General features: G+C 40.6%; 10 protein-coding genes. 4 read left to right on the forward strand and 6 right to left on the reverse strand.

Annotation, left to right across the window (positions count from 1 at the left end):
• Window positions 1-212: 212 nt before the first annotated feature.
• From AC6CH7_RS17185 to AC6CH7_RS17210, 6 genes are all read right to left on the reverse strand, one after another.
• Window positions 213-962 carry a DeoR/GlpR family DNA-binding transcription regulator gene (locus AC6CH7_RS17185; RefSeq protein WP_498263920.1) on the reverse strand — a complete coding sequence of 250 codons (750 nt, stop codon included), beginning with the start codon at window positions 960-962 and terminating at the stop codon, window positions 213-215.
• A 4-nt stretch (window positions 963-966) separates the two neighbouring features.
• Window positions 967-2,142, reverse strand: coding sequence for an MFS transporter (locus AC6CH7_RS17190; protein WP_498263921.1), 1,176 nt, complete (start codon window positions 2,140-2,142; stop codon window positions 967-969).
• A gap of 83 nt (window positions 2,143-2,225) precedes the next feature.
• A complete protein-coding gene (gene ppnP, locus AC6CH7_RS17195) occupies window positions 2,226-2,540 on the reverse strand; it encodes a pyrimidine/purine nucleoside phosphorylase (protein WP_498263922.1) in 315 nt (104 codons plus the stop codon).
• A gap of 447 nt (window positions 2,541-2,987) precedes the next feature.
• The gene (locus tag AC6CH7_RS17200) at window positions 2,988-3,593 is read right to left on the reverse strand and encodes a GIN domain-containing protein (RefSeq protein WP_498263923.1); all 606 of its coding nucleotides are present in this window, start codon (window positions 3,591-3,593) and stop codon (window positions 2,988-2,990) included.
• 162 nt (window positions 3,594-3,755) lie between these two features.
• Window positions 3,756-4,379, reverse strand: coding sequence for an HAD family hydrolase (locus AC6CH7_RS17205; protein ID WP_498263924.1), 624 nt, complete (start codon window positions 4,377-4,379; stop codon window positions 3,756-3,758).
• A 10-nt stretch (window positions 4,380-4,389) separates the two neighbouring features.
• Window positions 4,390-5,055, reverse strand: a complete 666-nt coding sequence (locus tag AC6CH7_RS17210) for an O-methyltransferase (protein WP_498263925.1) — start codon at window positions 5,053-5,055, stop codon at window positions 4,390-4,392.
• A 101-nt stretch (window positions 5,056-5,156) separates the two neighbouring features.
• On the opposite strand from AC6CH7_RS17210, the gene AC6CH7_RS17215 reads away from it, so the two are divergent.
• The 4 genes from AC6CH7_RS17215 (at window position 5,157) to AC6CH7_RS17230 (ending at window position 14,909) form a co-directional block, all read left to right on the forward strand.
• A complete protein-coding gene (locus tag AC6CH7_RS17215) occupies window positions 5,157-7,331 on the forward strand; it encodes a GH92 family glycosyl hydrolase (protein WP_498263926.1) in 2,175 nt (724 codons plus the stop codon).
• 133 nt (window positions 7,332-7,464) lie between these two features.
• A complete protein-coding gene (locus AC6CH7_RS17220) occupies window positions 7,465-10,194 on the forward strand; it encodes an amidohydrolase family protein (RefSeq protein ID WP_498263927.1) in 2,730 nt (909 codons plus the stop codon).
• Window positions 10,187-11,494 carry an amidohydrolase family protein gene (locus AC6CH7_RS17225; RefSeq protein ID WP_498263928.1) on the forward strand — a complete coding sequence of 436 codons (1,308 nt, stop codon included), beginning with the start codon at window positions 10,187-10,189 and terminating at the stop codon, window positions 11,492-11,494. The genes AC6CH7_RS17220 and AC6CH7_RS17225 overlap by 8 nt, the downstream gene beginning before the upstream one ends.
• Window positions 11,495-11,777: 283 nt before the next feature.
• The gene (locus AC6CH7_RS17230) at window positions 11,778-14,909 is read left to right on the forward strand and encodes a TonB-dependent receptor (protein WP_498263929.1); all 3,132 of its coding nucleotides are present in this window, start codon (window positions 11,778-11,780) and stop codon (window positions 14,907-14,909) included.
• Window positions 14,910-14,988 lie beyond the last annotated feature (79 nt).

Here is a 14,988-nt window from a genome sequence, read left to right on the forward strand (position 1 = left end):
GGCGCGATTCAGGATATTCTTTCTACATTTTGATGCATATTATACACTACCCTTTTGGGGATAGCTGGCTAACAGCACTTTAAAGGGCTTTTTCTCGGCTGGCCTTGCTTTTGCATAACTATATATGTCCGGGGAGGACCTTTTAGGAAAGTGAGGGAGATACGCGCAGGAACCAGGGTGGGTGTTTAGGGTTCATTCGCCCTGCTTCTTGATTAAACAAGCTTTATTCCCAGATTACGGTAAGCATCCAATCTGCTATCGTCACTTGGGATATCCGTAATGAGCACATCTATTTCCTGCATATCGCATACTTTGAAACTATGCACACTATCCAATTTCTCTGTGTTACTCAATGCAATCTTTTTTATGGAGGCATTTAGCATTGCCTGTTTTACTTCACCATCTTCATTTATTGCAGCAGTAATTCCAAATTTGCTTTGCACAGCACATGTTCCCATAAGATATACGTCTGCTACATAGTGTTTAACCTCCTGGCAAGTTTTAACGCCGGTATTGGTTTGCGTATTACGGTTATAAACGCCACCAAGTACAATTATTTCAATTTCTTTAAACTTTGACAGTATTGGAATAAGCGCCTGATTATTAGTAACCACTCTAAAACCGGAATCCAGCGGCAAATGCGCGGCAATTGCACAGATAGTAGTTCCCCCATCCATAAACACGGTTTGCCCCTTTTTGATAAATTGCTGGGCCTTTAGGGCTATTATATCTTTTCCTTCGGTAAGATACGTCGTGCGATTCTGGAAACTTAATGGATTTCTTGAAGGTAAAATAGCGCCACCTCTTACCTTGGCTAATAACCCATTACTATGAAGTGTTTCAATGTCTCTTCTGATGGTATCTTCAGAAACATTTAGTTCGGTTGATAGTAAATCGTAAGCTACTTTGCCGTCACGCTTTAAAAGACTAATGATATGATCAAACCGCTCTTCTCTTAACATAACGCTAATGTTTAGGTTTCATATTATAGAAAACAGCCACCAGAATAAGCAAAAAACCGCTAAAGCCTAAGGCTATAGGCAATGAATAGTGATGAGCAATGAATCCAAGCATGGCTGGTCCTGCCAGTTGTCCCGCATAGCCGATGGTGGTAATTGCGGGAATGGATACCGAAGCAGAAACATTTTTTAACCGTCCACCTTCGCTAATGAACACAGGAACAATATTGGCTGCGCCTAAGCCCAATAAGATGAAACCTAGCAATGCAGTAACCAACCAAGGCGTAAGTATTACTAAAAAGATACCTGCGGCACCAATAAGGCTTCCACCAATAACAACTTTTGGCCCATCAAGATGAGAAACCAGTTTATCTCCAAGTAATCGCATAGTGGCCATTGCAATTGAAAACGCTGCATAACCAACACCAGCCAGTTCTTCGTCTATTTTTCTGTTTTCTGTTAAAAAGACTGCACTCCAGTCTAACATCGATCCTTCGGCCAGAAAAACAGCAAAACACATTGCTCCTAGAAAAAGAACCCCTCCGGTTAGCCAGGAGAACGAGCTGGAATTGCTATTCTGATCATGTGAAGAGAAATCTTTAATGGCATCTCTTTCGGTCTGCTGGTCAAATAATGAGCTGTATTTCCATGAAACAATAATGATCAGCAAAACAGCAATACTTACGGCGGCAGTTATTGGTTCCAGGCCAAGTTTCATCAGGAAACCCAAACCCAGGGAGCCCAAAAGCCCGCCAACACTAAAAAGTCCGTGAAGGGACGACATGATTGGTTTACCAAATCTGTTTTGCACATGTACGCCGTGAGAGTTCATTGCCACATCAACTGTACCAACCGCTGAACCGAATATGAACAGTACCACTCCCATCCAGATCACATTATCCATAATTAAAAGCAATGGAAGCGTTAGCGCCATAACCAAAGCAGAGCAAAGCATAACTATGCGGCTCCCATAGCGATTTGACAAAATACCACTTACGGGCATCATGCTGATTGCGCCGGTACCTAAAAGCAAAAGAAGCAAGCCTAAACTTGCATCGTTTAACTGAAGCCTTTCTTTAGCATAAGGAACCATTGGTGCCCAACTCGACACACCGAGTCCGCATACTAAGAATACTGCTTTGGTGGCTCGCCTTGCCCTTATCGTTTTTTCAATGATGTCCATAACGCATATTTATTGTGCAAATAAATGCAAATTTGCATAAATACGCAAGAACAATGTGATTTTAGATAAAAGATTGAATCGGATTAGCTGTAATAGCAGATATATGCTACGTCGTCGTTACATATAATGTCAAAAGAAGTACCCGCCGCTACATGGAAATTTTCCTGGCTTTTATACTCCTTGTAGCTTTCATCCGGAAGTTTTACATGCATAATACCAGACACTACTACCATTTCTTCTGGTGATGATGCAGAAAATGTATACGTACCCTTTTTCATTACGCCAACTGTAGCTTTGCCTTTTAGCGTTTCCAGGCCAAGGCTTTGTACTTTGCCTTCAAAATACACATTGTGAGATACTACGTCGTTAAGTTCAGAAGAGTTATCAGAATTACTCATGATTATAGTTTTTTATTCGGTTAAAGGTTGTTACTGAACGCAAATGTATTAATTAATAAATCTCAATTGTGAATTTTCATAAAGTTTAGTGCCTGGATTTCCAAGCCAAAATTGGTGCTTTTTATTGCCTTTTTTGTGTTGTCTAAGTTTCAGAAAAATCCTATTGTTTACAACAATGGATTACTTTAACGCTCTCGAAGCCTTGTTAAGGGCATATTGGTATATAGCTATACCCGTAAGTTTGATATTTATAATTCAAACTATTTTAACATTTATTGGTGCCTCCTAATCTGAAAGGTTCGGAGCCAACTGATGCACAAGATACTGCTCCTACTAAGAGTGAAATAAATAAGGCCGACGAAAGTCCAATGCTATAAAGCGAGCTGAAGTACGGTCATAAAAAAAGCCCGGCAATACCGGGCTTTCTCATGGATTAAGTGTTTTATTTTACTTTATTGCCGCTGTTTTATCAGCACTCATCATCACCCCTTCACTTAAATTCTCTGTTTTCAAACTGGCAAAATTATCAAATTTAACATTCTCCATATTGCTTGCGATCAAGGTATGCTCATCTGAACTACCACTCATCTTTAACACTGCATCCTCGCTGATCACTGTATATAAACTACCCACCCTAGAGTTAATTTTAGCTGTTGCACTTTGGCTTAAAAACAACTGAAGATATTTTACGTCAAAGCTGCCTTTGGTAACAACTACTGAGCCACCTGCAGCTTGTATTCTTTGCAGATCCTTTACAGAAACATTTATAGTAACCTGATTACTTTCTGTAGAGTTCACATACAAAGTTTGTCCATTTCTTAAAACGGATGTATGATTTGCATTGAAGTTTTCATCAACAAAAACTCCTTCCTTATCACTTTGGGTCAATACAATCTTCACATTTCCTGCAACCCAAATTCTGTTAATTCCCTTTGAAGTTGATTTTACCGAAGTAATTTCAATGTTATTGGCAGCTAAAGTTGTCATTGCCGAAGAGGTTAAAAAGATTGCTGCTAATGCTGTTCCGAATAATGCTTTTGTTAGAGTTTTCATGACTTTATGTTTTAGGATTTTTCTTATTGTTTTTATTAATAAGACGTCATTACTCCCCTTTCGTTTCAGCCAAAATCGGCGTATTATACCAGCATCGTGTAACTCACGACAAACTCCCCAAAAATTTCGACCAACGGCTGTAAATATTTTTTAGATATGCATTCAATCGACACTTAAGCCGAGTTGTTCCAGTTTTATCTTGGTGTCTTGGTAGTCTGTATGGCAGATTCCGGTTAGCCCCAGACCCTCTGCAATTTGTACAAAAAGCATCCTGTCATCTATATAAACACTTGTTTCAACATCACTTTGAGAAATGTCTATAGCAACCTTAAAGATATCTGCATCCGGCTTCCTGAAATGGACAAAACTTGAAGAGATGAAAAAATCAACAAATTCATTTAGTTTGAAAGTACTGATCCGATACTGATTAAGCTCTCTCCCTTCATTGCTGATCACTGCCACCTTTAAGTTATACTTCTTCTTTAGATCGCATATCAGTTTAATCATATCATGATATGGAAGAGATTTGCTGACCATAAATTCCTTGAAGTCTTCCCTGGAATAATCCCGGTCTTCATAAAACACAAGCCTATCCAAATACTCATCAAGCGTAATTTTTCCAACCTCGTAAGTATCAAAAGTGAGGTGATGTCTTTCTTCTACCTCTATAAGATCCAGATTAAATAGTTGTGCTGCTTCGGCTCTGGCCTTCCTGTCCCAGCCGTTAGTGAGTAATACCCCACCTATATCGGTAAAAAGTGTAGTGATTTTTTTGTTCTGAATCATCGTGAATTATTTATTTTACTACGGCAATAGCCATTCCGTCATATTCTTTAACACCAACTGTTTGAAGTATAGTGGCAGTAACATTTTTATTGGAAGCCAACATTTTATTGAAACGCTGCACACCTATAACCCTATCATCTGTACTATTCTCATCGAGCACTTTACCTTCCCTGATTACATTATCGCAAATGATTACCGTACCGGGATGAGAAAGGCCGAGAGCCATTTCAAAATACTCAGCATAAGGTGGTTTATCTGCATCAATAAATATAAGATCAAAAGGTTCTTCTTTAGCTTCTTTTATTTCCAGCATTAGGTCCATTGCCTTACCTACTCTTATGTCTACTTTATCCAAAAGTCCGGATTTTTTGATGTTCTGCTTTGCAACATTTGCATGACGGGGATCAAATTCGATTGTAACAATCTTACCATCTTCAGGAACTGATCTTGCCAGCCAGATCGTACTGTAGCCGCCAAGCGTTCCCAGCTCAAGCACTCTTTTTGCTTTACACATGAGCGTGATAACCTGCAAAAACTTGCCCTGATTTGCTGTAACGCTAATTTGAGGCATTTCTGCAGTGTCTAAAGATTTTATAGTTTCCTGAAGAACTTCGTCTTCTGGTGCCAACATCTGACTGATGTAATGGTCTACTTTACCAAATATTTCCTGATCCATATACAAATATAAAATTCGCAGCGGCATGTACAAGGACAAATCCGGGGGTAATCTTTTCGAAATTTATATATTTGGTAAACAACACAAATGTTTAAACTAAAATGAAACTCAGAATTAAAAACCTAAGCTTATTACTGGTCGTTCTGCTTGCATCGTCTAATGTAAGTAAGGCCCAGAAGACAAAAAGTTTTACCAAGTATGTAAATACATTTATTGGCACCGCACCACTTACCGATTCAGCGATCCTTGGCTATAACTTACCTAAAGGATGGAGATCGTGGGCAGGACTAACCTTTCCTGGCAGCTCGATGCCTAATGCCATGGTACAACTTAGCCCCATTACAGAGTACGGATCGGGCGCAGGATATGAATATGAAGACAATATGATTTATGGCTTTACCCATACCAATAAAGGCCACTGGAATCTTTGCAATATCCCTATTCTTCCTGTTTCCGGAAAATCAACAACTCCAGATCAGGATGGTAAATTTGGCTCCCGCTTTTCTCATAAAAAAGAAAGTTCAGCACCAGGATTTTATCAGGTATACCTGGAGGATTATGATGTTAACGTGAGTCTTACCTCTACATTAAGATCCGGCTATCATAAATATGAATATAAAAACAAAACCGGTCGCAAAATCCTGTTTGACCTTGGTAAAGCAAACAACAGAGTAGGAAACTGGAAAATTGAACAGGTAGGAAATACCGACCTGCAAGGGTTTCAAAACGTTGGCGAGGTAATTTATTTTTATGCCAAACTGAACAATAATATTGAAAAGCTGGAAAAGCAGGAAGAAGGTTCAAGAAAAGGTTTTGCCATGGTTCACTTGGCAGATGGTGGCAAAGAACCTGTTGAACTTAAAATCGGTTTGTCTTTTGTAAGTACTGAGAATGCTAAAGAAAACCTTGAAAAAGAAATTGGAACTAAATCGTTTAATCAAATCCGCAACGAAGGAAACCAAACATGGGAAACGATATTATCGGCTATACAGGTAAAAGGCGGTACTGAAAAGCAAAAACAAATGCTTTATTCTTCTTTGTACAGAGCTTTGCTATGGCCTGCATTACGGAGCGATGTAAATGGAGAATATACAGATGCAAAAAAGAAGGTAGGAAAAGCAGGTTTCAACTATTACACAGAACCATCCTTATGGGATACATATCGCAATAAAGATGTGCTTTTGGGACTCATTTCTCCTAAGGTTGCACTAGATGTGATCAAATCAATGAAGGATGTTGGCGATAAAACTGGATTTATCCCTACGTTTTTCCATGGAGATCATGGCGCTTCATCCATTGTTGGAGCATACCTGAGAGGCATTGACAATTTCGATGTACAAGGTACTTATAAGCTGCTTTTGAGAAACGCAAATGTATCGCCAGGTGCACGACCTCATTTGGATGAGTACATTCAAAAAGGCTACATCTCGGATCCTGACATCGCTAATCCGCATGTAGAAACTAAAGCCAATGCAGGCGTATCAAAAACCCTGGAATATTCATACGATGATTATTCCCTTGCACAAATGGCGAAGAAGCTTGGGGATACCACCAATTACAGGGTCTTAATGGCCAGATCAAAAAACTTTAAAAACATGTTTGATCCCTCTACACGTTTCATGAGGGGTAGATTGCCAAACGGCGATTGGATTAAGAATTTTAACCCTCAGTATCCATACTATGAGTATATGTACAGGGAGGCTAATGCCTGGCAGGTATCTTTCTTTGCTCCGCATGACATGCCAGGATTAATTGAATTGTATGGTGGGCCAGCGGGTTTTGAATCAAAACTTGATTCATTGTTTACGGTACCATGGAACCCTAAGTACATCGCCCGAAATGTAGAAACAATGATAGGTCAGTACTGCCATGGCAATCAGCCAGATCATGAAGCTCCTTTTGCTTATCACTTTATAGGCAAGCCGGAAAAGTCACAGAAAATCATCGACAAAATATTAAATGAGCTGTATGGAATCGGCCCTGAAGGGTTGGCCCTTTCTGGAATGGATGATGCCGGAGAAATGTCAGCATGGTATGTGTTAAGCTCATTAGGTTTGTACACATTTTCTGCAACAGACCCTGAATATCTTGTAACAGCCCCTCTTTTTGATGAAGTGGTTTGGAAAACAAACACTAACAAAACATTAACCATCAAAAAACCAGGAAAAGGACGAGGAATTACCGCTATAAAAGTTAATGGAGTAGAGAACAAAGGCTACTTTGTATCCCATGACCTGTTTAAGAACGGTGGCAACCTAGAAATCGTCACAAAATAATGAGCATTCTGGTAAGCTTTTGTAACAAATATACAAAAGCTTACCAGAATCTTTAATTTTTAGCCATATCCATAAGCGTTAAGGTTTTAATTCCGGCTTTTTTATAATAGATTTAGGGACTTAACTAAATTTTATGAAGAAAATTCTGCTTAGCCTGGCTCTGGTTTTCTCTGTTACGCTCCTGTTTGCCCAGCAAACTTATCCGGTTAACGGCTCATACGACATCAGACAAGGCACTTACGCTTTCACCAATGCTAATATTGTAGTTAGTGCAAATCAAATTATCCCTAATGGTACATTACTAATTAAAGGGCAAACCATTCAATCTGTAGGAACTGCCACTTCAATCCCTAAAGGTTATGTGGTGATCGATTTAAAGGGCAAATTCATATACCCTTCCCTTATAGATGCCTTTACCTCATACGGATTACCCGAAGCCACACGTACCTCTGGAGGCATGCGCCAATCTATATTTACCTCTACCAAAAAGGGTGCTTATGGCTGGAATGAGGCAATAAAACCGGAAACAAAAGCAAATACATTTTTTGCCGCAGATGGCAAGAAAGCTGATGATTTGCGTAAAGCAGGTTTTGGAGCGGTAAATGCAATTAACCGCGATGGTATTGCCCGCGGAACGTCTCTTGTAGTAACGCTAAGTGATGAAAAAGAGAACAGCACCATACTTAATCCACAATCGGCAGCAAACTACTCTTTCAGCAAAGGATCTTCGCAAAATGATTATCCAACTTCTTTAATGGGTGCAATAGCCTTGCTACGTCAAACTTATTACGATGCACAATGGTATGGCAAACAAAATGAAGAATACAATATCTCCTTAGAAGAGTTTAACAAGCAACAAAACATTCCTCAGATTTTTGAAGTAGAGGGATGGCAAAATATACTAAGGGCCAGCAAAATTGCACAGGAATTTGGCAAACAGTACATCATAAAATCTAATGGTGATGAATACCAAAGAATAGAGGCTGTTAAAGCAACCGGGGCAAGCCTTATTATCCCTATTAATTTCATTAAAGCCTATGATGTTGAGGATACTGTTGAAAACAGGAATATAACGCTGGCGCAAATGAAAGCGTGGGAAATGGCTCCTACCAATCCCGCAGCGTTGGAAAAAGCAGGAATTAAATTTTCACTTACTACCCAGGGTCTGGAAACACCAAAAGATTTATGGGCAAACGTACGTACCGCCCTTGAGAATGGGCTAACGCAAAAACAAGCGCTCTTATCACTTACTGAGATCCCCGCCGGAATGATTGGAATAGCGGATAAAGTAGGTACGCTTGAAAAAGGAAAACTGGCAAACTTTATCATTACATCAGACAGCCTCTTCAAAAAAGAAAATATAATTGAAGAAAATTGGGTGCAAGGCAAACGTTTTATTCTATTTAAAAAAGATGACGCTTTAAAAGACACGACAAACAAAGCGATTGCCAAAACCGATGAACCAAAGAAAAAAGACGCAGTAGGTTCTTTAATTTTTCCATTTACTGCCTTTGGTAATACAACACCATTAAAACAGGAAAGCGTTTTATTGAAAAATGCTACGGTATGGACCAATGAAAAAGAAGGCATTTTACAAAATGCCGATGTGCTTTTAGAAAATGGTAAAATCAAGGCTGTAGGCAAAAACCTAAATGCGGGAAATGCAAAAATAATTGACGCAACGGGTAAACATGTAACACCGGGGATTATAGATGAACACTCCCATATTGCAGGTACCGGAGGCATCAATGAAGGTGCACAATCTGTATCTTCGGAAGTACGTGTGGCAGATATTATTAATTCAGAAGATGTAAATATTTATCGTCAGTTAGCGGGAGGAGTGACTACTTCGCAGATTCTTCATGGCTCTGCAAACCCTATCGGTGGTCAATCACAATTGATTAAATTAAGATGGGGCAAGTTACCCGAAGAGTTAAAGTTCGCAGGAGCTGATGGCTTTATAAAATTTGCACTTGGAGAAAATGTAAAACAGAGCAACTTTGGCACAGGGGCACGATTCCCGGTTACCAGAATGGGCGTTGAACAGACCTTTGTAGATGAATTTACACGTGCAAAGGAATATAAATCAGCCCTGGCCAAAAAGGGCAACACTGTTCGCAAGGACTTGGAATTGGATGCCATAGTAGAGATTCTGGATAATAAGCGTTTCATTACCTGTCACTCTTATGTACAGTCTGAAATCAATATGCTCATGCATGTTGCAGATAGCTTAGGTTTTAAGATTAATACTTTTACTCACATTCTTGAGGGATATAAAGTAGCCGATAAAATGAAAGCCCGCGGCATCAGCGCTTCTACATTTTCTGATTGGTGGGCTTATAAAATGGAAGTTGCCGAAGCGATTCCCTATAATGGAAAAATCATGCATAATGTAGGCATAACAACTGCATTTAACTCTGATGATGCCGAAATGGCCCGCAGATTAAATCAAGAAGCAGGTAAAGCTGTTTTATATGGCGATGTACCTGAAGAGGATGCGTTTAAATTTGTAACGCTAAACCCTGCAAAAATGCTGCACATAGACAATAAGGTGGGTAGCCTTAAGGCAGGTAAAGATGCCGATGTGGTCGTTTGGTCTGATAATCCGTTATCTATTTATGCGAAGGCAGAGAAGACTTTTGTAGATGGTATTGCTTACTGGGATATAGATCGCGATAGCCAGATCAGAAAGGAACAACAATCGGAACGGGCGCGGTTAATTCAAAAAATGAAGGACAGCAAAGACAAAGGAAGTAAAACGCAACGCCCTAAGGCAGAGCAAAAGCACCTGTACGATTGCGAAACAATGGAAGATTATGCTCTTGAACTTAATGAAACGGAAAGGACTCATGACTATGAATAAATACATTTTAACGCTACTGATATCGGCCTTTGGATTTAGCTCCTTTGCGCAAGCGAACATTTCGCCGGCAAAACTACAGGATAAAAAAACCATTGTGATGGGTGCCAAACTTCATGTAGGTAATGGAAAGGTGATTGAAAACAGCTATCTCATTTTTGATAAAGGAAAAATTATAGGCGTTGGGGATGCAACAGTTGCCCGTATAGACATGACTGGCTCGACAGTAATCAATGCAAACGAAAAACACATTTATCCCGGTTTTATTGCCCCCACAACCAATCTTGGTTTAATCGAAATCAGCGCTGTTAAAGCTACGCTTGATTATAATGAGATTGGCGATTTTAATCCACACATCAGAGCTTTGGTGGCTTACAATACAGATTCTAAAGTGCCCGCAACCCTAAGAAGTAACGGTGTATTAATGGCCCAGATAACTCCACAGGGTGGCACAATATCTGGCAGCTCATCAGTAGTACAGCTCGATGCATGGAACTGGGAAGATGCTGTGATCAAAAAGGATGATGCCATGCATTTGAACTGGCCTGTAACGCCGAAATTCAGGAACACTGGTAACAGACCTGTTGTTTCTGCCGACGTACTTAAAGAACGTACACAAAACCTTATAAATGTCCTTGACCAGTTTTTTGCTGAGGCAAAAGCCTATGCCGAAACGGATAAACCTGCAGTAACAAATACAAGATTTGCAGCGATGAAACATTTGTTTGACGGCAGTCAGCGGTTGTTCGTTACCGCAACCGGCGAGAAAGACATCATTGCAGCAGTTAAGTTTGCCAAAAAATATGACATTACGCCCGTTATTGTAGGTGGGGATGAAGCTTATTTAATTACCCGTTTCTTAAAGGAAAACAACATTGCAATTATAGTAAATGAGCCCCATACCTTACCCGGTTCTGATGATAGTGATGTAAATATGCCCTATAAGAATGCAGGGATACTGGCCAATGCAGGGCTCGACGTAGTGATGGGAATGCACAGTTACTGGCAGCTAAGGAATCTTCCTTTTATGGCAGGTACTATTGCTGCCTGGGGTTTGGATAAAGAAAAAGCTTTGCAGACCATTACATTAAATACGGCAAAAGTACTGGGAATAGATAAAACGGCCGGAAGTTTGGAAATTGGTAAAGATGCAACGTTTTTTATCTCCGCTGGTGACGCCCTTGATATGAAAAGCAATAAAGTTGAGCAAGCGTTTATTCAAGGCAGAGACATTAATATGGATAACCTCCACAAGCAACTGGATAAAAAGTTTAGTGATAAATACAATGCAGGGAAGAAATAGGTTGTAGTAGAACGCGCCTGTCATCCCGAATGTATTTCACTGTTGTCCGGGACGAATTCACAAGAAACAGGGAGTATCATGATTTGATGATACTCCCTGTTTTTATTTCATAGCAGCACCAATATCAAAATCATTGCAGAATTTCTTAATATAAACCTATTTCTGAGCTAATATTACACGCTTAATTTCGTCAGCAAAAATCAACCTACTAACTCAGATGATGAAAAATTTACGATGTACAGCTCTCCTGCTTCTATTCTGTTGCTTCGCCCAAAATAAACTCTTGGCGCAAACAACACAGACTTCAATATCAGGCACTGTTACTGATGCTCAAAAAAAACCTGTTCCGGGCGTATCTGTCAGGGTCCGTAATGAATCTACAGGTTTTAATACCACCACCACAACGAACAACAACGGGGTATATACCTTCAAAGAACTTCCTCTTGGGAAACCCTACACCATTACTGCAACTTACGTTGGTTTTGGTGATCAAAAAATAACTGGCTACTCGTTAAACCAGGGAGACGCCCTGAAAATCAATATCACCATGCAGGATGCGGTAGAAAACCTTGCAGTAGTAGAGATTGTGGGATCAGGACTTAAAAACAAAACTGAAAACCTGGGTGCTGCAACCACCATTACAGCCAGAGACATTGAAAAACTTCCTGTAAACGGCCGGAATTTCACCAATCTTATGGACTTGTCTCCTTTAAGCCGCAACGGCACAATCTCTGGCCAGCTGGGCTCTTCAACTAATTACACCATCGATGGTATGACCGCTAAGAATCCAACTTCAGCGGGTTCTACCACCAGCCGAAGTGGCGCACCTTATTCTTTATCTATGGAAGCAGTCCGCGAATTTCAGGTGGTAACCAACCAGTATGATGTAACCTTTGGTAGAAGTGGCGGCGGTACCATTAGCGCAGTAACTAAATCGGGTACGAATACTTTCAGCGGAGGGGCATTTACTTACGGCCGGGCAGACTGGCTGGCAAGTCCTTATGCAATCAATGGCAACAAACGCCAATCTGACTTCTCCACCTATCAATACGGATTTTCATTAGGCGGTCCGATCATTAAAGATAAACTACATTTCTTTGCTGCATGGGACCATCAGCGTGATGCAAGGCCTTTGATGATTGCCAACCTGGAAACAGACGCCGATATCACTCGACTGAGGATTACCCCTGCCACGCTAAAAGAATTTGTGGACATAGCCCAGGATAAATACGGGGTGAAGGGGCGCCAAACGGGAGAATTTGATAAGTTACGCGGTTCTGATGCAGGTTTTGCAAGAATCGATTGGCAAATCAACGAGAAAAACCTATTGACAATCAGAGACAATTACACTAATGACCGCAACAATCAGGGTCTGGAAGACAATACCCCGATCAATTTGTACGAGTCTTATGGAAATGACAAGAATGTAGATAACAGCTTACTGGCTACTTTACGTTCATCCATCAATTCAAAACTAACCAATGAGCTAAAGGTACAGCATTTGTACACCTACCAATTAAGCAGTCCCGGTGATCAGTTGCCTGCCGCAAACATTCCAAGAGCCGTTGTAGAAAACGTAACGTCAAGTATCAATGGTGCCAAAGCAGCAACAAACATTCAGATAGGTGGTCACCGTTTTGCACAGGAAGGTTTTACCAATAATGTATTCCAGATTGTAAATAACGTTTATTACAACACAGACAAAATTAAATATACTTTTGGTGCAGACCTAATGTATACCCGTGCGCATTCTATTTACGGAAGTGAGCTGAACGGCAGGTTTTGGTTTAGAAATACCGCAGATCCGGCCAATCCGGCAAACGACAGAACTGCCTTGCAGAATTTCAATGACCTTAAACCATACAGATACACAAGAGAAGTGCCTTTAGTGGCAGACCCAAGTGTAACTCAAGGGATCTTCAATACCGCTCTTTATGGACAAATGCAAACTAAGCTTGCCACCGGTCTGGAGATGACTGCAGGTATTCGTGCCGACTACAGTTTCTACCCTGCCGCGCCTCTGAATCAGTTGGTTCTGGATGAGCTTGGTTTGCGCACAGACAACTCGCTGTCAACTTTTCAGATCCAGCCAAGGCTGCAGTTCACATGGGATGTGAATGAGGAGCACAGGGATTTTATCAGGCTTGGTGCTGGTATCTTCGGATCAGACATCAATAATTACATGACCATCAACAACAGGGTATTTGACGGAACGCGCATTGCCTCAGTTGACGTAAGAGCACCTAATGTACCTATGCCAAATTTCATAGATTACCGCAATAATCCTCAAAATGCACCCGGACTGGAATTGTTTGACCTCCCTAACGTTAACAAACTCCTGACGATCAACACTAACGCAAGCGATGCCCGCGTGCCTGTGGTTTACAAAGCAAATGCTTCTTATTCACACTTCATTACTGAGAAATTTAAAGTCACTATAACAGGTTTTGCCACGTTAGGACGCAACAATTACGTGTACGTAGATCGCAACATGGCAGTAAATCCATTCTTTAGATTGGAAAATGAAGGCGGCCGCGGTGTATATGTTCCGGCAGCAAGCATTGCCAATGCAGCACCAGATTGGCAACAAGGACGTATTAGTCAGAAGATCGGCCGGGTGTTGGAGATGAACAGCAAAGGACGTGTAAACCAGTTTGCAGCAGTACTGGATGCTACTTATCAATACTTTAAAGACGGAACAATCTCCTTCAGCTATACATTGAATGACACCAAAGACAATACCTCTTATAATGGAAACGTAGCGAATACCGCTACACTTGCCCTGCCAGTAAAAGATGATCCAAGAGACCTGAGTAAGATGAGTTATTCAGACAACCATTTCAGGCATAAGATTGTATTCTATGGCACACTACCTACCTTCTACGGGGTAAGTGTGGGTATTCGTTATTCTGGCATCGGCGGCACACGCTATTCTCTATTGTCGGGTGGTAATACAAACGGCGACTTTGTTTCCGGAACAAATGATCTTGCTTATATTTTCGACAGAAACAATGCTGCTGTACCAGCCAACATTCAAACCGGTTTAAAGGCCATCATGGATAATCCCAACACAAGTCAGAGCCTTAAAGACTACATCAATAAGTACAGTGGTCAGATCGCTGAGCGAAATGGTGGCATCAACGGGTTCTATGGTATTTTTGACCTTAGGATTAGCAAGAAATTTAAGGTTTATAAAACCCACAGCATTGAAATTTCTGGAGATCTTTTCAACGTAGCCAATCTTTTGAATAAGAAATGGGGCGTCAACGAATCGATGGGTAACCAGGCGCTATATTCAGTCAATTCGTTCAATAACACAACCAATCAGTTTGTTTATAACGTAAACAACTCTGGCATTGCCAATCCATCTGGCAATCCTTACCAAGGTCAGATCGGTATCCGCTACGGTTTCTAAACTTTCGATTGCATTAAATAAGATAATAACAAAAAAAAGAGTGGCCCTATCCGGGGTCACTCGTTTTTTAACTAACTTA

This window comes from Pedobacter sp. GQ55 (assembly GCF_059758925.1).

Excerpts from the sequence above, each read along its gene's own strand:
- AC6CH7_RS17215 (WP_498263926.1), top strand. The coding sequence starts at position 5,157 with ATGAAACTCAGAATTAAAAACCTAAGCTTATTACTGGTCGTTCTGCTT.
- AC6CH7_RS17225 (WP_498263928.1), top strand. The coding sequence starts at position 10,187 with ATGAATAAATACATTTTAACGCTACTGATATCGGCCTTTGGATTTAGC.
- AC6CH7_RS17185 (WP_498263920.1), bottom strand. The coding sequence starts at position 962 with ATGTTAAGAGAAGAGCGGTTTGATCATATCATTAGTCTTTTAAAGCGT.
- AC6CH7_RS17210 (WP_498263925.1), bottom strand. The coding sequence starts at position 5,055 with ATGGATCAGGAAATATTTGGTAAAGTAGACCATTACATCAGTCAGATG.
- AC6CH7_RS17220 (WP_498263927.1), top strand. The coding sequence starts at position 7,465 with ATGAAGAAAATTCTGCTTAGCCTGGCTCTGGTTTTCTCTGTTACGCTC.
- AC6CH7_RS17190 (WP_498263921.1), bottom strand. The coding sequence starts at position 2,142 with ATGGACATCATTGAAAAAACGATAAGGGCAAGGCGAGCCACCAAAGCA.
- AC6CH7_RS17200 (WP_498263923.1), bottom strand. The coding sequence starts at position 3,593 with ATGAAAACTCTAACAAAAGCATTATTCGGAACAGCATTAGCAGCAATC.
- AC6CH7_RS17205 (WP_498263924.1), bottom strand. The coding sequence starts at position 4,379 with ATGATTCAGAACAAAAAAATCACTACACTTTTTACCGATATAGGTGGG.
- ppnP (WP_498263922.1), bottom strand. The coding sequence starts at position 2,540 with ATGAGTAATTCTGATAACTCTTCTGAACTTAACGACGTAGTATCTCAC.